The sequence below is a fragment of the Pedobacter sp. AW31-3R genome (assembly GCF_052180285.1).
Taxonomy (GTDB): domain Bacteria; phylum Bacteroidota; class Bacteroidia; order Sphingobacteriales; family Sphingobacteriaceae; genus Pedobacter.
In genome coordinates this window covers 1373159-1399910 of record NZ_CP197475.1, presented here as the reverse complement: position 1 = coordinate 1399910, position 26752 = coordinate 1373159, and the positions used below count along the sequence as shown (strand labels likewise).

The following is a 26752-nucleotide window of genomic DNA, read 5'->3' as shown; positions in this document are numbered from 1 at the left end:
GTTTTAATGATGAGATACAACCACTCTTCCAGCGTCGTTACGAATAGCTTTAACCTTGACTAACCATGCGATAAAAACCCCGGCTAAAATCATTGAGATGCCTGCTGTGACGAATACACCAGAGATACCGGCATAATTAAATAATAAGCCGCCCATAGCTGCACCCGCTGCAATAGCGCCTTGCACTGCTGCTACAACCATTCCTCCAGCACTCTCTGCCTCATCCGGAACCGCAGTTGACACCCACGTTGACCATGCAACTGGCACACCGCCGAAAGCCATTCCCCAGACGGCAATTAGCAATGCATGTCCGGTAAAAGAGTGTGGTAAAAATACCAAAAGCAATGCTACAACTCCGACCAAAATTGGCATAATTGTTAATGTCGAGCGCAGACTGTGTTCCATGAGCCGTCCTGCCAGAAGCGTACCGGCAAAGTTCGCTGCTCCAAAGCCCAACAACACCATGGCTATTCCATCAGCACCAATTCTTATTGTATCCTCTAAAAAGGGACGAACGTAAGTAAAAAGGGAATAGTGGCCCATATGTGCCAGCACGCAGCCCAGCATTCCTACTATTATGCCTGGACGCAGCAATACTTTAAGCACTGTTGTAGATTTGGCTGCCTGCTGCGAAGGCAGGTTTGGCAAAGTAAACCATTGAAAAACTAAGGTCACTATACCAACTGCCGCCGCTGCATAAAAGGCACTACGCCAGCCGAACAAGCCTCCCAAATAGCTACCTAGAGGCACAGAAAGCACAGTTCCGACAGCTATGCCACTGAAGATTATCGATAAGGCACGTGGCACCAATTTCAAAGGTACAAGACGCATTGCCACTGCTGCTGCCATTGCCCAAAAGCCACCAAGAGCAATTCCGAGCAAAGTACGCATCAATAAAAGCACGATTATGCTTGATGATAAAGCAACAAAAAGATTAGAGACGATCATCAAAGCAGAAAAGCTGAGCAATACGATCCTTTTGTCTAAAGATCGTGTAAGTCCGGGTAGCAACAGTCCGGAAAATAATGCAGCTATCGCGGTCACAGTTACCGTCTGACCTGCTACTGCTTCTGAAAGCCCTAGTTCTGAAGCCATCGGTGTGAGCAGACTGGCAGGCAGGTACTCCGCTGTTAATAATCCAAAGACACCCATTGTTAGCGAGAAAACCGCGGTCCATGCTGGAGAGATCGGTTGAGTATTGTCCTTATTAAAAAGGTTGCCATCTGACACCTTAGCATCATTACTATTTTTTTTACATAGATTTTCACTTTCCATAAATACATAATTTTTTATGAAGCAAAGCTCCATTTTATGGTTGGTTTAAAATTATGCTAATCAAACATATGATTATTAAATTGGTGTGAGATCGGACATTTATAGGAAATCTACTGTTAGACAACCATCTTTCTAATTATATGGTATGGGATATTATAACCGGAAGCAATAAAAGGAATGTATTAAGATGATTTGGTGTTTTCCTTTATAGTTTGGAAATAGGTGTACAGAGAGCTTTCCTGTACTTTAAAGGGGTTGTATTTGTTTGCTTCTTAAAAAAAATGATAAAATTGGCCGAATATTCAAAACCCAGGCTATAGGCAATTTCTGATATGTCCCAATTACTGAACTGTAATAACGCTTTTGCCTCATTAGCAATTCTATTGGCAATACATTCCGTGGTAGTTTTGCCTGTGCTTTCTTTCATCACTCTGTTCAGCGTATTGGTATGTATATTGAGCTGCAAAGCAAATTCTTTAGCTGTTTTGAGTTTCAAAGTTTGTGTAGGGGAGTCAATAGGAAACTGCAGTTCTAACAGTTCCAGGAACATAGTAGTGATACGCTCTGATGAATTTACTGGCTGATAAAATGTATCTGCAGGTTGTATTTTCATTGCTTCATGCATAATGATCTGCACGTAGCTTCTTAATAATTCATATTTATGAGCGTATCCGGAACGGATCTCAAGGAACATGTTTTCAAAAATACCTTTTAATAACTCAACACTTTCTAGTTTAGGAAAAAACAAATGATTGCCTCCTATCTTAAATAAAGGTGAATGTGAAAGACTCTCACTTTTAAGGCTTTGGCTTATGAAATCCTCAGTAAACAGACAGAAATAGCCGGCCTGATCGTTCGAAGTAGGCTCCCACGAGTAGGGAATTAAAGGATTAAAGAAGGTAATGGATGGTTTATCAATCCTGATGACTTTATCAGCATAACTTAATATTCCAGTACCTCTTGTGATCATAGATATTTTATAAAAATCCCTGCGGTTGGGCGGCAGGGATGTACTATCACAGGAAAATTCTTCTCTGTTATACACGTTGAATTGTCCATTTTTAGGGTATTCCCACCCATGTCGGTCATGAAAATCGCTTATATTCTCTTTTCTTTTCATTCCGCAAAATTATGAAATAATAACATTTAGAAGTTTTTATTTATTTGAGATTACAGGATATTCTGGACGACCGGAATATCCAATTGCGTGAATGACATATTGATTTCTCAGACTTTCAGTTTCAAGACGGCTTATAATTCTATAATGAGTCCAACTCAATTCGTGACGCAGTGTGTCACGAATTGGAAAAGCAATGTAAAATTGCCGGATATTTCTTAGATTACTTTCATCAAAACCTTTTCCAAAGTGAAGAGTAAGCTGTTCAGCTAAATTTCTTAATATACCCTTCCCGTATATCGCCTTAATATTTCATTGTTGTTCATCCTCAACTATAAGATAGCCAATTTGCCAATACATTTCCAGCAAAATGGCATTGCTATTCTGATACGCTTTTTGCCTCGCATGAGTTACAATTTCAGTGATTTGCTTAAAAAGAATACTTGAGTTTTCCAATTCTCCCATGGTAAAGTAATTTCATCCTGTCAAATTTACAGAGAATAACTTTAACAAAACCAATAGTGAAGTCGCTTCAAAACAAGAAATTTTCTTAAAATTGAGTTAAATATTCGGGATCTATCACTAACCTATTTAAAGCAAAAATCCGCTTTTCTTATCGAAAAGCGGATTTTTATCCAGTGGGCCATGATGGGCTCGAACCATCGACCAAAAGATTATGAGTCTTCTACTCTAACCAACTGAGCTAATGGCCCTGAAAAATCTAAACACTATTAGATTTTGCGAGTGCAATGTTACATATTTGTATTCAATTTTAAAAACACTTTGATGGAAAAAATTAAAAATATCATATTTGATTATGGCAACGTAATCTTCGAAATCGACTTCAAAATAGCACAAAAAGCTCTTGCACAACTAGGTATACCAAATATTGATGATTTTTTCGGCCATAAGGGACATGATAATTTATTTGATAATTTAGAGACCGGCGCTATCTCTCCGGCAGAATTCAGGGATGGAATTAGAAAAGCAGCACAAAATTCTGCATTAACAGACAAGGAAATTGATGCCGCATGGACAAGTTTACTTATTGGAGTTCCAAAAAATGTTCACGAAGTACTCAGTAAAGTGAAAAATAACTACCGTACTTTTCTACTAAGTAATACCAATCAGATTCACTATGATTATATCATGGACTACCTGAAAAAAGAATATGAAGTGGAAAATAATGATCACCTGTTTGAAAAAGCATATTATTCACAACTGATGTTCCTTCGCAAACCAAACGTAGAAATCTTTGAGCAGGTCATCAAAGAAAACAACCTGAATCCGGAAGAAACACTTTTCATTGATGACAGTCCTCAGCACCTGGTTGGCGCTAAAAAAGCAGGACTTCATACTTTGCTGATGACAGAGAATCCAAAAAACCTGGATGTATTTTTGAAAAACAACGGGATCACGGTTTAAAATTCAATCAAGGAAATAATATCACAGATGGTTATCAAAAGATACTGCAGTATCAAAAAGAGGCTACATTATCTTTTGAATCCATCCTACTTATCCAGTCACCAACAACCATAAATGACTAACCCCAACACACAAAAAACGAAATACGCATCTGTAAAGGATTTTTATCCCTTATACCTGTCAGAGCATCAACATACAATGAACAGGGTCCTTCACTTCTTCGGAGCCGGACTGATGGCACTTTCCTTCATCACAGCTATGCTGTTCCACGCCTTTGTATTCTTCCTTTCCATGGTCATCACCGGATTCATCCTGGCCTGGCTGGGGCATCTGCTCTTCGAGAAAAATAAACCTTCCACCCTGAAACACCCTTTCCTGAGCTTTGCATGCGACTTTTTATTATTCGGCGATATCATCATGGGAAGGGAATCCTTCAAGGCCAAGTAACTCATAATTATATACCTTACAAATAACGATAGATTATGACTATACCTGCATAGAAATTAGGTGTTTCTCCGTATCTTCAATTGTATATACTTTTATCGGAGTAAAAAAAACTTTAATGGAAGAGACAAACAAACCAACCCGAAAATTAACGACAGCATCCGGCAGGCCTTATACAGAACATGAGAACACACAATCTGTAGGAAAAAGAGGACCATTATTATTGCAGGACTTTGTGCTGCATGAGAAAATGGCTCATTTTAATCGTGAACGTATTCCCGAGCGTGTGGTACATGCAAAAGGAACCGGAGCTTATGGTAAATTTACGGTAACACACGACATATCTAAATATACCAAAGCCAAAATATTTAACCAGATCGGTAAGGAATGTAAAATATTCCTTCGTTTCTCTACCGTTGGTGGTGAAAAAGGAAGTGCCGATTCTGAAAGAGATCCACGGGGCTTTGCCCTGAGATTATATACTGAAGACGGCAACTGGGATATTGTTGGAAACAACACGCCTGTTTTCTTTATCAAAGACCCTAAAAAATTCAGTGATTTTATCCATACCCAGAAAAGGGAACCGCGTACCAACCTGAAAAGCCCTACCATGATGTGGGATTTCTGGTCGCTGAATCCGGAAAGCCTTCACCAGGTAATGATCCTGATGAGTGACCGTGGCACGCCCTTCTCCTACCGCCATATGGATGGATTCGGAAGCCATACTTTCTCTATGATCAATAGCGATAATGAAAGGGTATGGGTGAAATTCCATTTCAAAACCCAACAGGGAATTAAAAACTTCACAGGGCCTGAAGCGGATGCCATGCGTACTCAGGATATGGATCACTCTCAGCGCGATCTGGTTGAAGCAATTGATAATGGCGAATTTCCCAAATGGTCGGTTAAAATCCAGGTGATGACCGAAGAAGAAGCGCAAACCTTCAGATGGAACCCATTCGACTTAACTAAAGTTTGGCCGCATGCTGAATTTCCGCTGATTGATGTGGGGGAAATTGAACTGAACGAAATCCCAAGAAACTATTTTGCACATGTAGAGCAATCAGCCTTTGCACCTACCAATCAGGTAGACGGAATCGGATTTTCGCCTGACCGAATGTTACAGGGACGGATTTTATCCTATCCGGATGCAGCACGCCACCGCCTGGGCGTAAATTATGAACAGCTGGCAGTAAATGCCTGTCCGTTTATGACGAATAACTACCACCGTGACGGTGCAATGCGCTTTGATGACAATGGAAATGATGATCCGAACTATTTCCCTAATAGTTTTGGAGATGTCTTCCCTGATGAAAGCTATAAAGAACCTGCACAGGAATTGCATTCCAGCACGGCCGATTGGTATGACAGAAATGAAGGTGAAGGCGATAATGACCATTATTCACAGCCTGGAGAGCTTTTCCGCAAAGCGATGAATGATGCAGACCGTAAAAATCTGATCAATAATATTGTGGGTGCCATGAGCGGTATCAGTGGACCGAAGAGAGAGAAAATTATCAACCTGCAATTGTGCCACTGGTTCAGAGCGGATATCAGCCTGGGCATGGCAGTTGCCAGCGGATTGGGCATTGATGCATCGCAGGCTATGCAAGCGCAGAAACATTAAGGAAACACTATTAACTATTACCAATAAAACCGTCTTATAGCAATGTAGGGCGGTTTTTATACTTTATGGCTCTGGTAAGGCTGTGCCAGGGTTAAGTACGACTGATAAAAGGCCCCAAAACAAACACATCCGGTACCTTTCCCCAGCGGGATCCAGATACCGGACGTGATATAGCGGGAGTAGAATTAAAAATAATACTACAGACCTCTTCTTTTTTTCTCTTTCAGGATAAGGTCAAGTTCCCTGCTGGTTTGCCCCGCAATGGAAGTATTCTCCTGTGCCCTTCTGAACAGATAAGGCATAACTGCTTTAATAGGTCCGTAGGGAACATATTTTGCCACATTATATCCAGCATCACCAAGGTTAAAGCTTAAGTTATCACTCATCCCCAGCAATTGTGAGAAATAAACATGCGGATGCTGCGCATCGATATCATGTTTATCCAGTAAATCTGTTAACACCCTGCAACTTTGCTCATTGTGTGTACCACAAACCAGACCAATACGTTCAACATGTTGTATACAATAGGTAATCGCTGCATTGTAGTCCTTATCTGTCGATGCCTTATCGGGTTGTATCGGAGAAGCGTAGCCCTTTTCAACAGCCCTTTCACGTTCTTTTTCCATGTAGGCACCCCGCACAATCTTAGCCCCCAGGATAAATCCTGCTTTTTCTGCGACCATATGATTCGCTTTTAAATCTGCCAGTTTATCATGTCGGTACAGTTGATAGGTATTATAAACGATCAGCTTTTCCCTGTTAAACAACAACATCATATCTAACGCCAGTCCGTCGATCGTATCCTGAATCCAGCTTTCTTCTGCATCGATCATAATGGGCACATTTTTCTCGAATGCCGTCCTGCAGATCCGCTCACAACGGCGTTTCACTTTATCAAATTCTGTTTTTTCTGCTCCTGTTAATGCTACTTTGGAATCAATCTTTTCAAGGAGTGCAAAACGTGCGATCCCGGTTACTTTAAATACCGTAAGCGGAATACGGGGATCTCCTGCAGCACGCTCCACGGTTCTTATAATCTCAGCGCAGGTGTAATCAAATACTTCTTCTTCCTCTTCCCCTTCTACAGAATAATCCAGGATAGTACCTACCTTACCTGCTGTCAGCTGCCCGATGGTGTGCTCACAGTCTCCTATCGTTTCCCCCCCGCAAAATTGCTGGAAAATAGTTGCCTTTATTATTCCTTTAATAGGCAACCCGATCTTAAGGAATAGGTTGGTTACAGGTGGCCCTACCTGTACTAACAAATTACTGCTGATAATCTTGAACAACCAGTAAGCTTTGTTAAGTTCTGAATTTGATTTACTGCGAAAAGCAATTTCAGTGTTATCGAAATTGATCTTTTTTTGAGATAATATCTGCATTTGAATGATGGTTTAGTCAAACTTCAGCAAAAGTATAAATTCCTTAACTATCGTTAGCAAAAGACCTTATAAATAATTGTAAATTTGCAACAGAATGATAGAATTTAAATTAGAAGGCGAATTTATTCCCCTTATTTCTCTGTTAAAAGCAACCGGACTTGTTCAAAGTGGCGGTGAAGCACAAACTGTTGTTGAAGATGGTTTAGTTAAATACAATGATACTGTAGATTACCGCAAACGTTTAAAGGTACGGGTAGGTGATGTTGTTGATTTTATGGGTAACAAAATAAAGATCGTTTAATGAATACAATTGAAAGTGCCGGGCACAAAATTCACTTCGAGACACAGCTTGCGCCATTAATGGAGATCATTAATGAAGGCAAATACAGTAAAGTCTTTGTTTTTGCTGACAGCAATACTTCTGACCTCTGTCTGTCGGTTTTTAGACAGATGCTGGATGATTTTAATGGATTTGACCTGATTGAAACTGATCCGGGCGAGGAAAATAAAAATATCGATTTCTGCATCGGAATCTGGAAAACGCTGCTTGATTTTGGCGCCGACCGTAAATGCCTGATGATCAACCTGGGTGGCGGTGTCATCACCGACATGGGCGGTTTTGTGGCTTCTACCTATAAACGCGGGATCGATTTTGTGAACATTCCCACTACTCTCTTATCTATGGTAGATGCTTCTGTCGGTGGAAAAACAGGAATCGATATCGACAATGTGAAAAATATGGTAGGTACTTTCAGTCTTCCGCAAGCAGTTTTTATTGAAACAGAATTCCTGGAAACTTTGCCGGAAAGGGAACTGTTATCTGGCTTTGCCGAAATGATTAAACATGGACTGATTGCCGATAAAGATTATTACAATGTCCTGAAAGCTGCAGATTATAAAAAGATAAATGCCGCTGATATTCACCGTTCCGTGGAGATTAAAAATGAAGTGGTTACCGAAGATCCGCTCGAAAAAGGGAGACGCAAAATCCTAAACTTCGGACATACTATCGGACATGCTGTAGAAAGCTATTCCCTGAGCAAGGATAAAAACTCCCTTACACATGGAGAAGCTATTGCTATCGGCATGATCTGTGAAGCTTACCTGTCGCACAAAAACAGTACACTTACCGCTGCAGAACTGACAGAAATAACCACCTATATCACAAGTATTTATCCCGCCTATAAGATCAAAGAAAAATCTTTCCCTCAGCTGGCTGCATTGATGCAGAGCGATAAGAAAAATGAACATGGCAATATCCTTTTTACCCTGCTGGAAGCGATAGGAACCTGTACTTACAATTGCAGGGTGTCTGAAACTGACCTGACCGAAAGTATGAATTACTATAATTCTGCGTATCCAAAAAAGAGGAAAGAAAAAGCTTAGTTCCTGCAAATCAAGGCAAACCACCTTAAAACTTGTGAAATGGCAGTTTAAGCCTGCTTCATTCTATTTTTTTAAGAGGGAAAGAGAGACAAAAAATAATTTTTTTTATTTAGCTATTGACAAATTAAATTTTGTTAGTACATTTGGCTCAGGACAAGGAGAGGATTTTAAGAAAATTGAATTGACCTGCACAAAATTTAAAAACTTCCATAAAGAAGAAAACATAAGATGATAAATATTACTACATATTGGTTTGGTTACTTTTACTACTTTAGTAAGAGCCGGGACTAATATGCAATCAAAATAAACACAAGATTAATTGTATAGAAAAGTCCCGGCCTACAGCCGGGACTTTTTTTGTTTACGGCAATCGGGAAGACAAAAACACAATACATAGCAGAAACGAATACGCAAAAGCAACAAACTAAAGTATCCTTAAAAATGAAACAAGTAAAAAGAGTAGCTATTCAGGGTATCAAAGCCTCCTTCCACGAAGAAGCTGCATTTAAATTTTTTGGTCAGGACATTCAGACAGTTGAATGCAACTCCTTCAAACAGACCTGCGAAAGCCTGGCCAACAATGAAGCAGATTATGTGGTGATGGCTATTGAAAACTCTATTGCCGGCAGTCTTTTACCAAACTACACACTAATCAGAGAGTACAATTTCGCTGTCGCAGGAGAAGTTTACATCCCGATCCAGCTTCACCTGATGGCTCTTCCCGGGGTGAAACTTGAAGAGGCGAAGTTTGTGACTTCCCATCCAATTGCCATCCGTCAGTGTATTGATTTCTTCGATGAATTCCCTCATTTAAAAGTAGTGGAAAGCGTAGATACTGCTGCCTGTGCAAAAAAGATCAGGGACGAAAAGCTTACCGATACTTTAGCGGTGGCCAATTCCCTTGCTGCGGAGTTATACGGACTGAATATCATTGAGAAACGTATCGAATCGAACAAGAAGAACTTCACCCGTTTCCTGATCTTAAAGAACAACCAGGCAGACGATGTTGTCCCTATCAATAAGGCTTCCATCTGTTTCCAGCTCGGAAATCATGTAGGTGCCCTTGCAAAAGTACTTAACCTGTTTGCTGAACAGGAAGTTAACCTGAGTAAAATACAGTCCATGCCTGTTCTTGGCAAGAGGAATGAGTACTACTTTTATGTAGATATGGAGTGGAAAGATATGGCCAAGTACGATTATGCCATTCGCAAAGCTCTCAAATACACCGTCAACTTTAATATCATGGGCGAGTATCAGAAAAACGATAAAGTATAAAAAATGGCTGTTTACTATTTATAAAAACGATATAGCAGCGCCCCATAAGATCATCCTAACAACCCCATAATAATTCAAACACAAACGCATTAAAATAACCTTCATCATGAAATTAAATTTAAACATTCAGCCTTTAGAGAGCTGGTTAAACATCACAAACGAGCCTTTAATTATTTCTGGCCCCTGCAGTGCAGAAACTGAAGAGCAATTGTTATCTACAGCACATCTGCTTGCCGCAACAGGTAAAGTATCTGTACTAAGAGCAGGTATCTGGAAACCACGTACCCGTCCGGGAGAGTTCGAAGGTATTGGCAGCATTGGTCTGGAATGGCTGAAAAGAGCTAAGGAAGAAACAGGCTTGCCTACTGCAGTAGAAGTTGCTACAGCGAAACATGTAGAAGAAGCTTTGGCAGCAGGTGTAGATATCCTTTGGATTGGTGCCAGATCTACTGCAAACCCATTCACTGTACAGGAAATTGCTGATGCCCTGAAAGGTGTAGACATCCCGGTGTTGGTTAAAAATCCGGTTAACCCAGATATTTCTTTGTGGATCGGTGCATTAGAGCGTATCAACAATGCAGGAATCACTAAATTAGGTGCCATTCACCGTGGGTTCTCTTCCTATGAAAAAAGCTCTTTCCGTAATGAACCAATGTGGGAACTGGCTATTCAACTGAAAACACTATGTCCGGGCTTGCCAATCATTAACGACCCTTCACATATCTGCGGTAACCGCGAACTGATCCCTTACATTGCCCAGAAAGCCCTGGATATGGACATGCAGGGATTAATGATCGAAAGTCATATTGATCCTTCTGTCGCATGGACAGATGCTAAACAACAGGTTACTCCTGCTGCTTTAGAAGAATTGATCTCAAAACTGAGCTTGCGTGAACCGGATTCAGCAAACGAAGCTTTTGTAGATAAATTAGCTGAACTGCGCAAAGGAATTGATAAGATTGACGACATCCTGATGCAGAAATTAGGCGAGCGCATGGCTATCGTAGAAAAAATAGGTCAGTACAAAAGAGACAATAAAGTAACGATCTTACAGGTGAACCGTTGGGATGAGATCCTTAAAAAAGGAAGTGCATTTGCAAGGGCGCTGAAGTTAGACCTTGGTTTTACAGAGAAATTCCTGGAACTTGTGCATGGCGAGTCGATCAGAAAACAAACTGAAATCATGAATGAAGGTAAAGAAACAGCTGATGTTACTGATGCAGAAGCGACAACAGTACATATTATCGATGCAGATACTCCAGTAAAATCATAATCGTACTTTAATCATTTATACTACTTTAATCATAAGCGCAATACGATATAATGAAGAAAAGTGCAGTTGTTTCCTTTAAAGGGCAAAAAGATATCCATACCACGATTAACCTGACTGGTTCCAAAAGCGAAAGCAATAGGGCATTAATTATTGCCGCGCTCAGCAAGGGACTGGTGAAAGTTGATAATTTATCCGATGCAGCCGATACGGTGATCTTAAATAGCATCTTAAATGACTTGAAAAATAATCCGGCGGCAGAGAAACAAACTGTAAATGTAGGCCATGCAGGAACGGCAATGCGGTTCCTTACAGCTTACCTTTCTACGCTGCCGCAACAGTTTATCCTGACCGGATCATCTAGGATGCAGGAACGGCCAATAGCCATATTGGTGGATGCCCTGAAAACCCTGGGTGCTGATATTTCTTATGCGAAGAATGAAGGTTATCCGCCTTTGAATATCAACGGTGGGCTGAACAGTGATGCAGCAGAGGTGTCGATTAAAGGGAATGTGAGCAGCCAGTATTTATCAGCATTGCTGATTATTGCCCCTACCCTTCCCAAAGGTTTATCCCTGAAGATTGAAGGGGGCCTGACATCAAGACCCTATGTAGAAATGACTTTAAATATGTTGGCTTCGGCAGGTATTGAACACAGCTGGACGGGCGATACGATCCATATCACCCCTCAGAAACACCAGAAGGCAACCCTTGTGGTGGAACCCGACTGGAGTGCTGCTTCTTACTGGTACAGCATTGCCGCCCTGGCAGATCAGTCAACAATCACCCTCACGAACCTTCGTGAAGAAAGTTTACAGGGAGACAGTAAAATTCAGGAAATTATGGTACCTCTCGGGGTACGTACTTCACGTGTTCCCAATGGAATAGATCTGAAATCGGGCACTACCGTAGATGTAAAAGAAGTGCTGAATTTAAAGGATTGTCCTGATCTGGCACAGACCATTGTTGTATGCGCAGCAGTAAAGGGACTGAATTTGTCTTTCACCGGACTGGAAACGCTCAAGATTAAGGAGACGAACAGGATACTTGCCTTACAACAGGAGCTCGCTAAAATCGGAGTTTTGTTAGTTGAAGACAATGAAGTGTATACGCTGGATTGTTCAGCTCTTTCCTTCCCCGAAAAGGTAACTTTCGCCACTTATGATGACCACAGGATGGCGATGGCTTTCGCTCCACTCAGCCTGCTCATCAATGAGGTGGAGATCGAAGATTATCAGGTGGTAGAGAAGTCGTATCCTGATTTCTGGAAGGACCTCGAAAAAGCAGGTTTTACCGTGCAGGAGATATAATTGCAGAGCAGAGAGGTAGTCAATCAACAAAAAGAATTTGTATATAAAGCAGCAGAGTTTTAATATATTTTAATAAAAAACATACATGGCAGGTAATACTTTCGGGCATTTATTCCGGATCTCAACATTTGGAGAATCACATGGCGTAGCTATTGGCGTAATTATAGATGGCTGTCCCGCACAGTTCCCTATCGATATGGAATTTATCCAGTCAGAACTGGATAAACGTCGTCCCGGTCAGTCTAAGATCACTACCCAGCGTAAGGAAAGCGACACGGTACAAATCCTTTCAGGTATTTTTGAAGGGAAAAGTACGGGTACGCCAATTGCTTTGCTGATTCCCAACGAAGATCAGCGTTCAAAAGATTATGATCACAATACAAATGTGTACAGACCGTCCCATGCTGATTATACTTATGATGCAAAATACGGTATCCGTGATCACAGAGGTGGAGGACGCTCTTCTGCAAGAGAAACCGCTGCCCGTGTGGCTGCAGGCGCCATCGCAAAATTACTGCTGGCTCACTATGGAATTACGGTTTTTGCCCATGTATCTGCAGTTGGAACAATCAATGCACCAAATCTTCAGGCACTCCATTATGATGAGGTGCTGGCACAAAGAGAAGAGAATATTGTGCGTTGTGCAGATCCGGCAACAGCAAAAGAGATGATTGAGTTTATTGATGGCGTCAGAAAAGACGGCGACACCGTGGGTGGAAAAATCAGCTGTGTAATCAATGGGTGTCCCCCTGGCTTGGGAGAACCTGTATTCGATAAACTGCATGCCGATTTAGGCAAGGCAATGTTAAGTATCAATGCGGTACATGGCTTTGAGTATGGCTCAGGATTCTCCGGATCGGAAATGAGGGGTTCAGCACATAACGATATTTTTCTTACCAATGAAGGAAAGGCACCAAAAACGCTCACTAACTTTTCTGGTGGTATCCAGGGTGGGATTTCAAATGGCATGGAAATTAACTTTACTGTTGCTTTTAAACCTGTAGCTACCATTATGCATAACCAGCAAACAGTGAATGCAGCAGGAGATGCGGCAGAAATCAAAGGAAAAGGCAGACACGATCCTTGTGTAGTACCAAGGGCTGTTGTTATTGTTGAAGCAATGGCAGCATTGGTATTGGCAGACCAGTTTCTGCGTCATAAAGCCACAAGACTCTAAAATAGAATATTTTAAGCAGCCGTATCATTTTCACAATGGTACGGCTGCTTTATTTTAAACCCCCCTATTCAGTTGAGATCTATTTTGGGAGCTCAAGCTTGCCTATTTCTTCAACACTAAAATCCGTTACTTTCGCTATTGTCTCATAAGGAATGCCGGCTTCCCGTAATTTAATTGCCGTCTGAGTTATTCCCCTCAATTCTCCTCTTTCTTCACCTATCTGAAAGAATGCATTTTTTTCTATGACTAATCTTGGATCTGATTTCATATCTATTTTAATTAAATGTGTCAATTCACGTAATTGCGCGAGGATACTCAGCTGCCTGATATACTTCCCGTAAGCTAAATCGGCCGATACTTCTCTTAATTCATCAATAATGCGCTTTATGATCAATGCAGGATCATCATGTTTAAAGTTACACAATATGGAGAATACTTTATCTTCAGGAACTGAAGATTTTAACAACAACTCATAATTTGTATCAATATAAGTCACAATCTCATAATTGAAATTAAAGTTATCAGCTGTCATCAACTTGACCATGCGTGGAGCCTGCTCACCAAGGAAGAGTACATATTGTATCACAGGAAGGCGATAGCGGCGGCGCAACATAATATAGTACTCTGCCATTCTAAATTCCATATCCCTATCCTCTTTTGTCTGGCATTCAATGTGTAAAATGAAATATTTCCCATCACTGTCTTTGATCTTTTTAAGGAAATCAGGTTTACGTTCCTTTGTGTGCTGAATATCGGAAGGCAAATCGTACTTCTGTACAATACCGAAATTCAGCATGCTCTTGGCAATATTGGGAAGCATCGCATCTATGTTTTCTTTAAAAATTCTGTCGTATTTGCTACTGTTTTCCATACGGGTATTCTGAGCATGCATAAGTTCAAATTAATGAATATTGGTTTATAACATTTCTTAAATTGCCGATCTATCTGATAGATTTCAATTTCCTGATGAAGGACGCTTAATGTAATATGGTCTGATCAACAAATGGTAGTTTATTTCAATAACTATAAACTTTTTCAGTTTTGCCGGTAAAAATCGAGCAATTGCTTTATGTTCGTCAAAGACAGCCCTATTTGAGGCACAGCCTCCTAATCAAGTTTTAGTTTCAGAAGGCAAAACAAAAAATGCCCTGTTACATTCAGCAACAGGGCATTTCAGTAATTTAATTAAACTGTTTACGGCAGATAATAAAGATGCTGCTCAACCGCATTATGGGTAAATAGCAGGGAATTTTGTTTTGTTGTGAATATGCATCATCTGATAAATCGTCTCCACCACATCATCTACAGAAGGCTTGGTAAAATAATCCCCATCTGTACCATAAGGAGTACGGTGTGCCTTAGCTGATAAAGTCTGCGGTTGGGCATCCAAATGATAATAACCGCCCTGTGTTTCTAAAATCTGTTGCAGGATATAAGCAGATCCACCTCCCGGAACATCTTCATCCACGACCAGCAGTTTATTGGTTTTCATCAATGAAGTAGCACATACATGGTCAGTATCAAAAGGAAGCAGCGTTTGCGGATCAACGATCTCTACAGAAATACCAAATGCAGCCAGCTCTTCGGCAGCTTCTTCCACTATTCTCAGCGTAGAACCATAGGAAACTACCGTAATATCGGTGCCTTCTTTAATCACTTCTGCCTTACCCAATGGAACGGTAAAATCACCCACATTGGCAGGCATCATCTCCTTCAGACGGTAGCCATTCAGGCATTCAATCACCAATGCGGGTTCATCAGCCCTAAACAAGGTATTGTACATACCGGCGGCCTGCGTCATGTTACGGGGTACACACAGGTGCAAACCACGCAGAGAGCCCAGAATCATAGAAATCGGCGAACCTGAATGCCAAACGCCTTCCAGGCGGTGTCCACGGGTCCTGATAATCAGCGGTGCCTTCTGCCCTGCTTTGGTACGGTATGACAAGCTTGCCAGGTCATCACTCAAAACATTGATGGCATACAACAGGTAATCCAGGTACTGGATTTCGGCAATGGGTTTCAATCCCCTCAAAGCCAAACCTATCCCCTGCCCTATAATTGTCATTTCCCTGATTCCTGTATCGGTAATCCTGAGATCGCCATACTTGGCCTGTAGACCGGCAAATCCCTGGTTGACATCTCCAATGGCCCCTAAGTCCTCACCAAATGCGACCAGACGTTCATCACGCGCAAAATTGGCATCAAAACATGCATTTAAAATCTCCCTTCCATCAACCATTTTACTGGTATCTGTAAAAGCAGGGGGTTCAACACGAATAGCCAGAGGGCTATCGATACCATCGGTAAAAAGTTTGGTATTGTAGCGCTCAGCATTTACTGCCTTTTCCTGTTCCAGCCAGTCCAGCAATGCTGTTCTTTCTGCCGAAGGTTCCTGTATGGTTAAACGCAATGCTTTCCTCACCGAAGAAATAATCTCCTTGCGCTGTGCATCAGGAGTGGAAATAAGTTGCCTGGTAATCTTTGTAATCTGCGGATTGCCATTGGCTACAGCATTAATACGTTCAATGGCCTGGTCTTTCTCCACTTTAATATCAGCCAGGAATTCATCCCAGGCTTCTTTTTGTGCATTGCGCACCATTTTCTTAGCCGTATCCTCTAAAAGCAGGAGTTCCTCTTCGGTAATGATGGCCGACTCCAGCATCCAGATCCGCATCTGGCGGATACAGTCATATTCTTTCTCCCATTCCAGTCTCTTTTTACTTTTATAGCGTTCATGAGAACCGGAAGTAGAATGTCCCTGAGGTTGGGTAACTTCAGTAACGTGTATTAAAACGGGTACATGCTCTTCCCTGCAAACAGCTATTGCCTGCTGATAGGTTTCGCATAAAGCAGGATAATCCCAGCCCCTAACCTTATAAATTTCATATCCTGCATGCTTTTCATCACGCTGGAATCCTTTTAATACTTCAGAAATATCTTCTTTCGTGGTTTGGTACTTTGCAGGAACAGAAATGCCATAGGCATCATCCCAAACAGAAATAGCCATTGGTATCTGTAACACCCCGGCAGCATTGATGGCTTCAAAGAATACACCCTCAGAAGTAGAAGCATTCCCTATGGTACCAAAGGCCACTTCATTTCCTTCAACAGAGAAATTCTTCAGGTAAGCCAGATCAGGATTCTGACGGTATAATTTTGAGGCATAAGCCAGACCTACCAGCCTTGCCATTTGTCCACCTGTAGGGGCAATGTCCGACGAAGAATTCTTCATCTCCGTCAGATCTTTCCATGATCCGTCTTCATTCAGGGAACGGGTAGAAAAGTGGCAATTCATCTGTCGGCCGGCAGAAGCAGGATCTGCCTCCAGCGTAGGATTAGCATACAGTTGTGCAAAAAACTCCTTAATGGTGCAAATACCTGTTGCAAAGGCAAATGTCTGATCCCTGTAATACCCGGAACGCCAGTCGCCATTTTTAAAAGCTTTCGCCATGGCAATTTGCGGAAGCTCTTTACCATCACCAAAAATACCAAACTTCGCCTTACCCGTTAAAACCTCCTTGCGGCCTAACAAGCTAGCTTGTCTGCTTTCGAAAGCGATCTTGTAATCGTCTGTTACAATGGCTTTGAAATCGTCAAAACTTAATTCTGAGGCATCAATTGGATTCGTAGTAAGTTTATCATTTAGAATCATATCTACAAAAGTTTATTGGGCAAAGATACGTATTTTCTAAAAGCAGCTTTAATTCTATCTGTAATATATATATTGTATTTGCGCTTTGAATTATGAATCAAATCATTAAATTTGTGTAAAACATACAAACATGAAAAAGCTAATCGTACTATTAACCTTTGTCTTAGGTATCAGTGTTGCCGCAGTTGCCCAGAATCCAGCAGAGTTCAAATTTACTGAAGAGACACATAATTTCGGAAAAATTCCATTGACAAAACCGGTAACAGTAGAGTTCAAGTTTACAAACATTGGTGACCAGCCGCTGATCATTACCAAAGTAGAAACTACTTGTGGATGTACTGTTCCAACCTATACAAAAACTCCTTTGAAAAAAGGTGAAACTGGTGCAATCAATGTAACCTATACTCCTGCAGGTTCACCATTGCCATTCAGTAAAAGTATTACCATCACTTCCAATGCTAAGACACCTACAAAAGTGTTGTACATTAAAGGGGAGACCGTTGCCGCTAGCAAATAACAAAACAAGATAATTATCATTTAAAACCTCGTGTGTTCACGAGGTTTTTTATTTTTCCACCCATGCCAAAAATTTCAGAAAAAGGGGTATTTATGCCCGCTTCTCCAATTAGAAAACTAACCCCTTATGCTGACCAGGCAAAAAAGGAAGGTAAAAAAGTATACCACCTGAATATCGGTCAGCCAGATATCGCCACACCTGACGTGATGTTGGATGCGATTAAAAATATAGATTTCAACGTATGGGCCTACACCGCCTCCGAAGGAACTTTAGCTTACCGGTTAAAACTTACAGAATATTACAATAAACTAGGGTATAATATTACTCCAGAGGATATTCTGGTTACGCTTGGCGGCTCTGAAGCCATCACCATTGCCATGCAGACCTGCGTGAATGAAGGCGATGAGATCATTATTCCTGAGCCATTTTATGCGAATTATAATGGTTTTGCCTGTATGAGTAATGTCGTGGTGAAACCTATCCTATCGCATATTGAAAATGGATTCGCCCTCCCTCCTATTGAAGAATTTGAGAAACTGATTACCCCTAAGACCAAGGCGATTATTATTTGTAATCCCAATAACCCGACAGGTTACCTTTATGCTAAAGAGGAACTGGATGAGTTGAAAGCATTATGCCTGGAACATGACCTTTTCCTTTTCTCTGATGAGGCTTACCGTGAGTTCTGCTATGATGGCAGGGAGTTTATTTCTCCTATGCATCTGGAAGGATTGGACGAGCACGTAGTTGTCCTGGATACCGTATCGAAAAGATACAGCGCTTGTGGTGCACGTCTTGGATGTATGATTACCAAAAACAAAGAAGTCATTAAATCTTCACTCAAGTTTGCGCAGGCGAGGTTGAGTCCGGGTATGGTAGAACAGATTGCAGGAGCCGCAGCAGTGGATACGCCGGATAGTTACTTTGAAGAGGTGAATAAAGAATATACCTTACGCAGGGATACTTTAGTGTCAAGATTAAATGCGATTGATGGCGTTTTCTGCCCCAATCCGGGTGGTGCCTTTTATGTAGTGGCGAAATTCCCCATCGATGATGCAGATCTTTTCTGCCAGTGGATCCTGGAGAAATTTGAGCTGAACGGAGAAACCGTAATGATGGCACCTGCAACAGGATTTTATTCTACACCAGGCCAGGGAAAGAATGAAGTAAGAATGGCCTATGTTCTAAATACCGATGACCTGAACAAGGCGATGGACTGCTTAACAGCTGCGCTGGAGCAATATCCGGGAAGAAAAATTTAAGCTCATTATTTAACATAAAGGCTTTATCGCCGTTAACTAAACTCATTTAAGTTATAGATTAGTCAACGAAGATAAAGCCTTTTACTTTGTATGGCCCTGTTAAAGGTTTACTTCTGATTGATCCAGTCGGCAATATCATTAATTACCGTTTCTGAGACATTTCCTGCATTTCTGTATTGGTCCGCCGCGCCTTTTTCCGTCTGCGGGATAAACAGGTGATTCAGGTCTGGATATAACTTCAATGCCGTCCCCTTTTTACCAGACAACCCCTTACTCCATAACTCATAATCAATTGTGGAGACTTGTGTATCATATGCACCTTGCAACACCAGGAAACGTTGTTTTTTTATCTTTTTAGCTGCTGCTACCTGATCGTATGCATTCAGGTCCAGCCAGTAGGAAGCAGGCAATCCGGCAACAACGGAATCAGGTTTGATACTTCCTGTTTTCAGGGATTTAATACCTTCCAGCAAGGTTAATGACTCATCAAACTTCTGCTTCATGGCTTGCGTGGTATCTTTTGCCTGCTCAAAAAAGTATTTATTCTGTTCCATCAGTAAATCAGGCATTTTCCGGGCAGGTGATGCCGCAAGGATAAGCCCTGAAAGCTCCGGAGCCAGTGTAGCTATTCTCGGTGTAAGCATCCCTCCCAGACCATAGCCAAAGACATAGAGTTGGGAGTTGTTTACTCCTTTTACCCCTTTTGCTTTGACAATAGCAGCAGCAACATCATCAAGTACTTCTTCCTTCACCGTAAAGGCCTTATTGAATTCCTGGGGATACAGTAAAGTACGTTTCACATAGCGGGTACTCCCAATACCTTTAGCTGCAAGTCCGGCAGCAATATCCTTAAAAGGTTTATTAGGCCCTGTAGTTTCATCCATATCACCAGGACCAGAATCATGGACCAACACCACCATAGGAAAGCTATTTACATTTTTTGGGGTGGTAATAATCGCAGCCAGCTGGTGATTTGGTGTTTCAATATACACCTCCTGTTCCGCATATCTGGTTGTATCTGCATATACAGGAGATTTATAAACCTGTACATTGGTTTTTGGCGGCAGGAAGATTCCCACCATCTTGCCTTCTTTGTTAAAAGCAAGTGTAAAATTCTGGTCATCGAGTTCAAATTCACCTTCTACAGTAACCAATATATATTCGCCCTGCTCCTGGCTTCTGACAGGAGTAATGAACTTGGGTTTACCGAGTTTGGTATTTAATGCTGTCCACAGTTGTTTCAGTCCATCAGTAGTGATTTTAGTTTTCACACTTTCATCAAACAGGCCATGTGCTTCTTCAAACTTCCCCTGGTCCATGGAATTGAAGAAATCAGTTGCCGTACTGAAATCCTGGATAATGTTCTGTGAGAACCCTGCAAAAGCGATGAGCAATGCAGCAAATAGTAAAGTTAACTTCTTCATAAAATTAGGTACCGGTTATGGTGCGTTTGGTAAATATAATATTTACAATTTGTATTGCTTTAATTCTATGGATTAAATTGGCATCCAGCTGGTAAAACCAATAGTTTATTGAAGACCTCAAGGGACAGGAAATTATGCTATCTTTAAAACTTAAGTTATTCCTGTTTCATCTGACCAACTGAACCTAAATTTACAATGAAATTCTGCACCCTCATTATTCTAGCTGTTACCTGTTTTTCAGCATGTAAATCCCCTGAACCAAAAAAATTATCCAGGGTGGAGAAAAGAGATGAAATTCTACAAAACATCATCCCTCCAAAGATTTCCACTTATACGCTATTATTGACAGATTTTGGTGCAAAGGGTGATTCGTCAACAGATTGCAAACCGGCATTTGATAAAGCAATAAAAGTCTGTAAAGAAAAAAATGGAGGCAAAATCATCGTTTCCGCAGGAACTTACCTGCTGAATGGCCCCATCCACTTCGTTGATAATACTTCCATTGAATTGAAGAAAGGCGCAAAGCTTGTTTTTGGGACAAATGCAGCTGACTATCTCCCTGCAGTGCCTAGCAGTTGGGAAGGGACATTTTTGTACAATTACAGCCCATTGATCTATGCGTATCAGGTTAAAAACATCGCGATTACAGGAGAAGGTACAATCGATGGAAATGGGAAAGATGGTTTCAGCAAATGGTATGACCTCCAAAAACCTGCCCAGGAATTAAGCAGGAAAATGAACCATGAAAATGTACCTGTCAAAGAGCGTTTGTTTGGTGAAGGACATTATCTAAGGCCACAACTGATTCAGTTCTATGGATGTCAGAATATCCTGATCGAGGGAATAACCATTGAAAATTCCCCATTTTGGTCTGTTCATTTTCTTCAATCAGAAAATATTACAGCAAGAAAGATAAAGTTCAACTCTTTCAATAAAAACAATGATGGCTTCGATCCAGAGTATTCCAAAAACATATTGATTGAAGATATTGACTTCAATAATGCAGATGATAATGTAGCCATCAAAGCTGGCCGGGATCATGAGGGTCGTAAGACTGCCATGAGCTCAGAGAATATCATCATCCGCAATTGCCGGTTTAAAGGTTTGCATGGTGTTGTCATTGGCAGTGAAATGTCGGCAGGCGTACAACATGTTTTTGTGGAGAACTGTACCTACGGAGGTTATTGCAAACGGGGTATTTACCTGAAATCAAATCCTGATCGCGGAGGTTTTATCAGGGATATTTACATTAATGATGTGGAATTTGGCGACGTCGAAGATGGGGTTTTTATCACTTCTTTTTATCACGGGGAGGGCAAAGGATTTGTGACGGATATTTATGATGTGTTTGTGGACAACCTGAAGATCAAAACAGCCAGTCATGGTGGATTGGTCATCCAGGGATACCCCACACAGAAGGTTTCCAATCTTCATTTTTCCAATGTAAAAATTGATTCCTGTGCCGCAGCGATAAGCTTTACCAATGCAGAACAGATTGTATTTAGTAATGTGGTTATTGGGAAAGAAGTAACTGTACCGAGTGCAGTGAAATAATCCCGGACTATTCCCCCTGTTCCTTTTGAACAGGATAAAACTATCAACATCAGCGGCATGCAGTCATTTATACATTATTTTTTACATTTTGGATTCCCTTTTTTTATCGCTTTTCTCCTGTTCAGGAAGGATTGGAAAAAGGTATACCTGATACTGATTGCTACGATGCTGGTAGATCTGGATCATTTACTTGCAACACCAATCTTCCAGGCGAACAGGTGCAGTTTTGGCTTTCATTACCTGCATAGTTATTATGCGATGATGGTGTACTTCATCCTGTTATTTTTTCGCAACCCCTATCGTATCATAGGAATTGGATTATTGTTCCATATGTTGACAGACCTGATTGATTGCCTGTTTATGTTCCATCACTGCAAACATTGTTTTTCTGATGCTCCGACATTTGAGGTATTGAATGCTATTTCAAATTTTTTTGAATAAATACAACGACTACATTTTGAATGGTTAGAACTGACCATGTCTTACCAGAAAGGAAAGTATTTCACTCAACAAATGTACAGCGCCAAATAAACAAATAAATTCTTTAGCTTGAAATTGACAATATTTTAGTAAATTTGTACCCTGATGGTTGGAAAGGATTAGTTAACCACACACCATCAGGACGTTACCGGGGCCGTTTTGGATTTGACAGGGTGGAGGTACGTATGTTAGCATGCAGTGCGTTGTACGGAGAGCACTTAAAGTGAACGTTCACACTTTGATTGGCGAAAATAACTACGCCTTAGCTGCTTAATTTAGAATTAAATAGCTTTTGTCCCTCTGGCTGCTGTGTTGTTAGGCCGGAATCAGGGGCATCGAAATAACGACGCTGGCAATTGTTAGGTGCGGAACAATTGCGAGATAAAGTACCTAAGGAGAAAGACAAGGTAGGTTTCCGGCCCGTCTGATCCCGAAAATAAAATGGAAAATAAGCATGTAGAAGGCATAATTTGCCACACAACTGGACAAGGGTTCGAACCCCTTCGGCTCCACGATAAAAAGGCCTTTGAGATCATCTCAGAGGCCTTTTTTATTATTATTAATGTCTTGATTTAGATTGTTTTTACGTTTACTATTCTTGATGTCATCCAAGATAACTAGTACACCCAATATGAGTAGTGATATACTTGACACTGGAATCATTCCCCAAAAAATATAGTCTCTCAATATTGGATCTATATCTCTTGATGTAAAAGTATAAGCTCCTCCAAATAGACTAGAGAAAATGATGCAAATTAGAATGGTCTTTATATATTTTCTCATTACAGGTACTTGATGTTTTTGAAACAAAGTCTTCATAGTATATCCTGGCTTTGCAAAAATATGCTTGGTACAATAAATCTATCTGTGATGAAGATAGATCAACTGTTTATAAAATGATTTCTCATTAGTGTCCAGATTAGTCAGCTTATTTAAGCTCAAGTGCTTCTTCAAAATATTTGTGAAACTTCCTTGATAAAGATTCATCTTTGAACTTGACAATAGTACTTGAACTATCAAAGCAAATTAATTCAATCTTTGCGTCTGGGTGCTGAAAGTTTCCTTTCTTCCAAACAAGCTTGTTTAAATCTGCATAGGGTAAATGATCTGTATCGACGTGTATTTTTACATTACTTGGTATTGCTAAAAATACTCCAAATAGAAATTGAATATCAACGTCCAGCAGCTGCATAAACTGCTCATTAGAAAGAATAAAATGATCTTCTTCAAAATTAATTGGAAGGTTGGCATCAGTAAATGCTATGTAATCTAAACCTGAGACCAACCAGTCAAAGCCACCGATATCATCTATGATAGGTTTGAGAATCTCTTTTAAATAAGTATGGTATCTAAATTTATCGGTGTTTCTGATTTCCCAATCCATAATAGGTCTCTGATTTATTAAAATATTTGTGAGCCATCAAGGCTATTGTTATCCATTTCCTATACATGATAGAATAGTAAATCTAGATAGAAATCGCTATTCCCGACCATTATTTTATACTCTTCGCCAATAAAGATAAAATCCCTACCTAACTCCAGAATAAAGGTTTTCATTTGTTTGATTAACCCTTTTTTTAATTCACTTTCACTAAATGGTTCAGATAGATTCAAGAACTCAAATACATAGCTGTCTTTAAAATTATTAATCTCAGGATAGGTTTCTCTCTACGCTGTTGAGACTTTTCAATTTCCTATCATAGTTCTTTCAAATACCCCATAGTAGAGAGAAATGGCGTTATTGCCATTGCGTAATTTGATTTTGTGTTTTATTTGAAAAAACGATTCGTAACTGACAAGTGACATCTTACGATCACTCTTATTATTCAAATATAATATAAATCTTCAATTGCAAACAGCCATAAGTGATTATTCTCCTTCTGTGGTCATGCATCCTTTATTCATACTTAAGCACATTCATTGGATTGGCTTTGGCAACGCTAATAGCCCGAAAGCTGAATGTTAGAAATGCGATGATTACGGTTGTTCTGAACTCAAAATTAATAAACCATTTATACAGAACCAGAACTATGGCCCCGTACAAAAGAACAGTATGGCTATACCTCCAAACAATAATAATGGTATAGAATTTCATTACACTTTTGGCTGAATAGGTAGATTCAGTATGAAATGACTTAGATTTTAAAGACTACCTGTTTTTTTGCAGGACAAATGGGTATCTTGGCTTCAGCAGCTGATTTTAAGATCCCTGAAAAGGGACTATGTTTTTAACTAAAATCTACTAATTTTGTAGACTATGCATATACGTAGAGATTCCGAAGAGCAATTATTACTGAAGTTAAAAGACGGAAGTGAAACTGCGTTTTCTGAACTTTATGAAATTTATGTGAAGCGTATATACGCCTTTGCATTAAACATCCTCAAATCACCGGTATTGGCTGAAGACATTGTACAGGAAGTCTTCATTAGGTTATGGGAAACTTCCGCTAACCTGGATCCCAAATTATCGCTGCAGGCTTACCTCTTCACCATCGCCAGGAACCTGTCACTGAATGTCATCCGTAAAGCCAGCAAGGAAACACTGATTACAGATGAAATCGCCAGATATGCCCAGGATAAGAACGGGAATGGCTTAACATTTACCGAGCACCGGCAGACCCGCGAGTTTATAGCACAAGCTGTTTCACAGCTGCCTCCACAGCGAAAGCTTATCTATGAACTTTGTCACGGCAAAGGATATACCTATAAACAGGCCGCAGAAGAATTGGGGATTAAAGACGCCACTATTAACAGCCAGATGGTTAAAGCCATACGGGCTATCAGGCAGTATCTTATCCGGAACGGCGCATTGCTCTTCCTGCTCTTTTTCAGATCCCAGTAATTTTACCTTTCTATTGTCACTGAAGCTGACCAACACCCTTTCACAGCGGCTGATTTTTAGGGTGCAGAAAAAAATATTTCATTGCCGGGTAAATGTACCGGCTATGTTGTGTGTTATGCTATTAAACACCAGCTATTTTGGAAAATTCAATTCAGCAACTTTTTTTAAAGTATATACAGAATCGTGCCTCACAGGAAGAAATATCCCGCGTGCTGGCATTAATGCAAAGCGATGCCTATGAGCGGGAATGGGAAGCCGCAGTATTGGCGTTCCAGGAGGATTCCGAAAGGAAGAATGAAGAAGCCGAACTTCCGGACCAACAGCTGCTCTACCAAAGAATTAAAAGCCATACGGCCTCAAAATTAAGAGTAAGGGTTAAACCAATGAGATGGATAGGTTATGCAGCTTCGGTAATCCTAATTTCTGCGATTGCTTATTTCGGCATTCCCCTTCAAAACAAACACGCTGTCATGGCTAAAAATGAACCTGCAAAACCAGCAGCAGAGAAGCAGACGGGACACCGGTGGATTAAGCTGCCTGATGGAAGTTCCGTACAACTGAATAGCAATAGCCGCCTGGAATATGCAGATAGTTTTGAAGGACAGAAAAACAGGGAGGTAACTTTATATGGAGAAGCTTTTTTTGACGTCGCACATGATGCGGTCCACCCTTTTATTATCCATACCGGGAAAATCAAAACTACGGTGCTTGGTACTGCTTTTAATATTTCAGCCTATGATCATGAAAAAGCAGTAACAGTGACGGTAACACGGGGGAAAGTAATGGTTCAGCGTACCGGACAAATGCTGGCCGTTTTAGTTCCTAATGAACAACTGAGCTGGAAGCCCGAGGTTAAAACAGTAAAAAAATACAATGTAGATGCAACTATAGCCTCGGCATGGAAGGCTCAGGACCTGATCATGGATGATATTACCCTGCAGCAGGCTGCCCTACTGATCGCTAAACGCTACAATCTGACTGTTACTTTTAAAACAGAGAAAGTGAAAGAATGCCGCTTTACCGCTGCATTTTTAAACCGTAATGAGATCAGCCAGGTGATCCAGGTGTTAACTGATATTACCGGGGCATCCTTTGCACTAAAAGACAACCACCTTTTTATCGACGGACCAGGATGCGAAAATTAATAATCAACAACTTATAAACCTAAATGAATGAAAAGAAAAATATCGCCGACATGATATAAAGGAAAAATTAAGTAAACCCCGGCGGCCACCGGGGCTTACAACAGTTTTAAATTATTTATCGCACAACCTAAAACCACTGCAATGTATTATATATATACACCATTTGCAAGTCAATCCTCATTGAC

Annotated in this window: 25 protein-coding genes, 1 tRNA gene and 1 other RNA gene; 16 read left to right on the top strand and 11 right to left on the bottom strand. The window is 40.7% G+C overall.

Annotated elements, in window-relative coordinates:
- Window positions 1-3: 3 nt before the first annotated feature.
- From ACSBL2_RS05865 to ACSBL2_RS05845, 5 genes are all read right to left on the bottom strand, one after another.
- On the bottom strand, window positions 4-1308 hold the full coding sequence (locus ACSBL2_RS05865) for an MFS transporter (protein WP_442590737.1): 1305 nt from the start codon (window positions 1306-1308) through the stop codon (window positions 4-6).
- Between the two features lie 172 nt (window positions 1309-1480).
- Window positions 1481-2395: a helix-turn-helix domain-containing protein gene (locus ACSBL2_RS05860; RefSeq protein ID WP_442590736.1), complete on the bottom strand. Its 915-nt coding sequence runs from the start codon at window positions 2393-2395 to the stop codon at window positions 1481-1483.
- Window positions 2396-2431: 36 nt separating this feature from the next.
- On the bottom strand, window positions 2432-2677 hold the full coding sequence (locus ACSBL2_RS05855) for a DUF1016 N-terminal domain-containing protein (RefSeq protein WP_442592224.1): 246 nt from the start codon (window positions 2675-2677) through the stop codon (window positions 2432-2434).
- A gap of 27 nt (window positions 2678-2704) precedes the next feature.
- Entirely contained in the window at window positions 2705-2857 is a 153-nt protein-coding gene (locus ACSBL2_RS05850) for a hypothetical protein (RefSeq protein ID WP_442590735.1), read from the bottom strand.
- A 174-nt stretch (window positions 2858-3031) separates the two neighbouring features.
- Window positions 3032-3105 (bottom strand) — tRNA-Ile (locus ACSBL2_RS05845).
- 73 nt (window positions 3106-3178) lie between these two features.
- On the opposite strand from ACSBL2_RS05845, the gene ACSBL2_RS05840 reads away from it, so the two are divergent.
- The 3 genes from ACSBL2_RS05840 to ACSBL2_RS05830 all read left to right on the top strand — a co-directional run bounded on the left by ACSBL2_RS05840 (window position 3179) and on the right by ACSBL2_RS05830 (window position 5888).
- On the top strand, window positions 3179-3817 hold the full coding sequence (locus ACSBL2_RS05840; protein WP_442590734.1) for an HAD family hydrolase: 639 nt from the start codon (window positions 3179-3181) through the stop codon (window positions 3815-3817).
- A 114-nt stretch (window positions 3818-3931) separates the two neighbouring features.
- Window positions 3932-4264 carry an Mpo1-like protein gene (locus ACSBL2_RS05835; RefSeq protein ID WP_442590733.1) on the top strand — a complete coding sequence of 111 codons (333 nt, stop codon included), beginning with the start codon at window positions 3932-3934 and terminating at the stop codon, window positions 4262-4264.
- 115 nt (window positions 4265-4379) lie between these two features.
- Window positions 4380-5888: a catalase gene (locus ACSBL2_RS05830; RefSeq protein ID WP_442590732.1), complete on the top strand. Its 1509-nt coding sequence runs from the start codon at window positions 4380-4382 to the stop codon at window positions 5886-5888.
- 197 nt (window positions 5889-6085) lie between these two features.
- Here the strand turns inward: ACSBL2_RS05830 and ACSBL2_RS05825 are convergent, their stop codons facing one another.
- Window positions 6086-7270 carry a proline dehydrogenase family protein gene (locus tag ACSBL2_RS05825; protein ID WP_442590731.1) on the bottom strand — a complete coding sequence of 395 codons (1185 nt, stop codon included), beginning with the start codon at window positions 7268-7270 and terminating at the stop codon, window positions 6086-6088.
- A 94-nt stretch (window positions 7271-7364) separates the two neighbouring features.
- On the opposite strand from ACSBL2_RS05825, the gene ACSBL2_RS05820 reads away from it, so the two are divergent.
- The 6 genes from ACSBL2_RS05820 to aroC all read left to right on the top strand — a co-directional run bounded on the left by ACSBL2_RS05820 (window position 7365) and on the right by aroC (window position 13688).
- Entirely contained in the window at window positions 7365-7571 is a 207-nt protein-coding gene (locus tag ACSBL2_RS05820) for an RNA-binding S4 domain-containing protein (protein ID WP_442590730.1), read from the top strand.
- The gene (aroB, locus tag ACSBL2_RS05815; protein WP_442590729.1) at window positions 7571-8656 is read left to right on the top strand and encodes a 3-dehydroquinate synthase; all 1086 of its coding nucleotides are present in this window, start codon (window positions 7571-7573) and stop codon (window positions 8654-8656) included. Before ACSBL2_RS05820 ends, aroB begins: the two co-directional genes overlap by 1 nt.
- Window positions 8657-9097: 441 nt before the next feature.
- Window positions 9098-9931 (top strand): prephenate dehydratase, encoded by an 834-nt coding sequence (locus tag ACSBL2_RS05810; protein WP_442590728.1) that lies wholly within the window; start codon window positions 9098-9100, stop codon window positions 9929-9931.
- A gap of 106 nt (window positions 9932-10037) precedes the next feature.
- Window positions 10038-11204 carry a chorismate mutase gene (locus ACSBL2_RS05805; protein WP_442590727.1) on the top strand — a complete coding sequence of 389 codons (1167 nt, stop codon included), beginning with the start codon at window positions 10038-10040 and terminating at the stop codon, window positions 11202-11204.
- A 50-nt stretch (window positions 11205-11254) separates the two neighbouring features.
- Window positions 11255-12511 (top strand): 3-phosphoshikimate 1-carboxyvinyltransferase, encoded by a 1257-nt coding sequence (gene aroA, locus ACSBL2_RS05800; RefSeq protein ID WP_442590726.1) that lies wholly within the window; start codon window positions 11255-11257, stop codon window positions 12509-12511.
- Window positions 12512-12596: 85 nt separating this feature from the next.
- Window positions 12597-13688, top strand: coding sequence for a chorismate synthase (gene aroC, locus ACSBL2_RS05795; protein WP_442590725.1), 1092 nt, complete (start codon window positions 12597-12599; stop codon window positions 13686-13688).
- A gap of 79 nt (window positions 13689-13767) precedes the next feature.
- Here aroC and ACSBL2_RS05790 read toward each other — a convergent pair whose 3' ends face one another.
- Both ACSBL2_RS05790 and ACSBL2_RS05785 read right to left on the bottom strand, forming a co-directional pair.
- The gene (locus ACSBL2_RS05790; protein WP_442590724.1) at window positions 13768-14580 is read right to left on the bottom strand and encodes a hypothetical protein; all 813 of its coding nucleotides are present in this window, start codon (window positions 14578-14580) and stop codon (window positions 13768-13770) included.
- A gap of 336 nt (window positions 14581-14916) precedes the next feature.
- Window positions 14917-17343, bottom strand: coding sequence for an alpha-ketoacid dehydrogenase subunit alpha/beta (locus ACSBL2_RS05785; protein WP_442590723.1), 2427 nt, complete (start codon window positions 17341-17343; stop codon window positions 14917-14919).
- 130 nt (window positions 17344-17473) lie between these two features.
- Here ACSBL2_RS05785 and ACSBL2_RS05780 point away from each other — a divergent pair, with 130 nt between their 5' ends.
- Window positions 17474-17860: a DUF1573 domain-containing protein gene (locus ACSBL2_RS05780; protein WP_442590722.1), complete on the top strand. Its 387-nt coding sequence runs from the start codon at window positions 17474-17476 to the stop codon at window positions 17858-17860.
- A 62-nt stretch (window positions 17861-17922) separates the two neighbouring features.
- Window positions 17923-19122, top strand: a complete 1200-nt coding sequence (locus ACSBL2_RS05775; protein ID WP_442590721.1) for a pyridoxal phosphate-dependent aminotransferase — start codon at window positions 17923-17925, stop codon at window positions 19120-19122.
- A 107-nt stretch (window positions 19123-19229) separates the two neighbouring features.
- On the opposite strand, the gene ACSBL2_RS05770 is transcribed toward ACSBL2_RS05775, so the two are convergent.
- The gene (locus ACSBL2_RS05770) at window positions 19230-20546 is read right to left on the bottom strand and encodes a DUF3887 domain-containing protein (protein ID WP_442590720.1); all 1317 of its coding nucleotides are present in this window, start codon (window positions 20544-20546) and stop codon (window positions 19230-19232) included.
- Window positions 20547-20822: 276 nt separating this feature from the next.
- Here ACSBL2_RS05770 and ACSBL2_RS05765 point away from each other — a divergent pair, with 276 nt between their 5' ends.
- From ACSBL2_RS05765 to ssrA, 3 genes are all read left to right on the top strand, one after another.
- Entirely contained in the window at window positions 20823-22100 is a 1278-nt protein-coding gene (locus ACSBL2_RS05765) for a glycoside hydrolase family 28 protein (RefSeq protein WP_442590719.1), read from the top strand.
- A gap of 57 nt (window positions 22101-22157) precedes the next feature.
- On the top strand, window positions 22158-22541 hold the full coding sequence (locus ACSBL2_RS05760) for a DUF6122 family protein (RefSeq protein ID WP_442590718.1): 384 nt from the start codon (window positions 22158-22160) through the stop codon (window positions 22539-22541).
- Window positions 22542-22730: 189 nt separating this feature from the next.
- Window positions 22731-23095: a transfer-messenger RNA gene (gene ssrA, locus ACSBL2_RS05755) on the top strand.
- 413 nt (window positions 23096-23508) lie between these two features.
- Here the strand turns inward: ssrA and ACSBL2_RS05750 are convergent.
- Window positions 23509-23964: a hypothetical protein gene (locus ACSBL2_RS05750; RefSeq protein WP_442590717.1), complete on the bottom strand. Its 456-nt coding sequence runs from the start codon at window positions 23962-23964 to the stop codon at window positions 23509-23511.
- 59 nt (window positions 23965-24023) lie between these two features.
- Complete coding sequence (locus tag ACSBL2_RS05745; protein ID WP_442590716.1) at window positions 24024-24194, bottom strand: PDDEXK nuclease domain-containing protein; 171 nt, start codon at window positions 24192-24194, stop codon at window positions 24024-24026.
- Window positions 24195-24837: 643 nt separating this feature from the next.
- Between ACSBL2_RS05745 and ACSBL2_RS05740 the strand changes: the two genes are divergently transcribed.
- Both ACSBL2_RS05740 and ACSBL2_RS05735 read left to right on the top strand, forming a co-directional pair.
- Window positions 24838-25422 carry an RNA polymerase sigma factor gene (locus ACSBL2_RS05740; RefSeq protein WP_442590715.1) on the top strand — a complete coding sequence of 195 codons (585 nt, stop codon included), beginning with the start codon at window positions 24838-24840 and terminating at the stop codon, window positions 25420-25422.
- Window positions 25423-25559: 137 nt separating this feature from the next.
- Window positions 25560-26567 (top strand): FecR family protein, encoded by a 1008-nt coding sequence (locus ACSBL2_RS05735; RefSeq protein WP_442590714.1) that lies wholly within the window; start codon window positions 25560-25562, stop codon window positions 26565-26567.
- Window positions 26568-26752: the final 185 nt, after the last annotated feature.

Bases quoted from the DNA above. Each gene is read 5' to 3' on its own strand.
- ACSBL2_RS05865 (WP_442590737.1), bottom strand. From the start codon at position 1,308: ATGGAGCTTTGCTTCATAAAAAATTATGTATTTATGGAAAGTGAAAAT.
- ACSBL2_RS05860 (WP_442590736.1), bottom strand. From the start codon at position 2,395: ATGAAAAGAAAAGAGAATATAAGCGATTTTCATGACCGACATGGGTGG.
- ACSBL2_RS05850 (WP_442590735.1), bottom strand. From the start codon at position 2,857: ATGGGAGAATTGGAAAACTCAAGTATTCTTTTTAAGCAAATCACTGAA.
- ACSBL2_RS05840 (WP_442590734.1), top strand. From the start codon at position 3,179: ATGGAAAAAATTAAAAATATCATATTTGATTATGGCAACGTAATCTTC.
- ACSBL2_RS05835 (WP_442590733.1), top strand. From the start codon at position 3,932: ATGACTAACCCCAACACACAAAAAACGAAATACGCATCTGTAAAGGAT.
- ACSBL2_RS05830 (WP_442590732.1), top strand. From the start codon at position 4,380: ATGGAAGAGACAAACAAACCAACCCGAAAATTAACGACAGCATCCGGC.
- ACSBL2_RS05825 (WP_442590731.1), bottom strand. From the start codon at position 7,270: ATGCAGATATTATCTCAAAAAAAGATCAATTTCGATAACACTGAAATT.
- ACSBL2_RS05820 (WP_442590730.1), top strand. From the start codon at position 7,365: ATGATAGAATTTAAATTAGAAGGCGAATTTATTCCCCTTATTTCTCTG.
- aroB (WP_442590729.1), top strand. From the start codon at position 7,571: ATGAATACAATTGAAAGTGCCGGGCACAAAATTCACTTCGAGACACAG.
- ACSBL2_RS05810 (WP_442590728.1), top strand. From the start codon at position 9,098: ATGAAACAAGTAAAAAGAGTAGCTATTCAGGGTATCAAAGCCTCCTTC.
- ACSBL2_RS05805 (WP_442590727.1), top strand. From the start codon at position 10,038: ATGAAATTAAATTTAAACATTCAGCCTTTAGAGAGCTGGTTAAACATC.
- aroA (WP_442590726.1), top strand. From the start codon at position 11,255: ATGAAGAAAAGTGCAGTTGTTTCCTTTAAAGGGCAAAAAGATATCCAT.
- aroC (WP_442590725.1), top strand. From the start codon at position 12,597: ATGGCAGGTAATACTTTCGGGCATTTATTCCGGATCTCAACATTTGGA.
- ACSBL2_RS05790 (WP_442590724.1), bottom strand. From the start codon at position 14,580: ATGCATGCTCAGAATACCCGTATGGAAAACAGTAGCAAATACGACAGA.
- ACSBL2_RS05785 (WP_442590723.1), bottom strand. From the start codon at position 17,343: ATGATTCTAAATGATAAACTTACTACGAATCCAATTGATGCCTCAGAA.
- ACSBL2_RS05780 (WP_442590722.1), top strand. From the start codon at position 17,474: ATGAAAAAGCTAATCGTACTATTAACCTTTGTCTTAGGTATCAGTGTT.
- ACSBL2_RS05775 (WP_442590721.1), top strand. From the start codon at position 17,923: ATGCCAAAAATTTCAGAAAAAGGGGTATTTATGCCCGCTTCTCCAATT.
- ACSBL2_RS05770 (WP_442590720.1), bottom strand. From the start codon at position 20,546: ATGAAGAAGTTAACTTTACTATTTGCTGCATTGCTCATCGCTTTTGCA.
- ACSBL2_RS05760 (WP_442590718.1), top strand. From the start codon at position 22,158: ATGCAGTCATTTATACATTATTTTTTACATTTTGGATTCCCTTTTTTT.
- ACSBL2_RS05750 (WP_442590717.1), bottom strand. From the start codon at position 23,964: ATGGATTGGGAAATCAGAAACACCGATAAATTTAGATACCATACTTAT.
- ACSBL2_RS05740 (WP_442590715.1), top strand. From the start codon at position 24,838: ATGCATATACGTAGAGATTCCGAAGAGCAATTATTACTGAAGTTAAAA.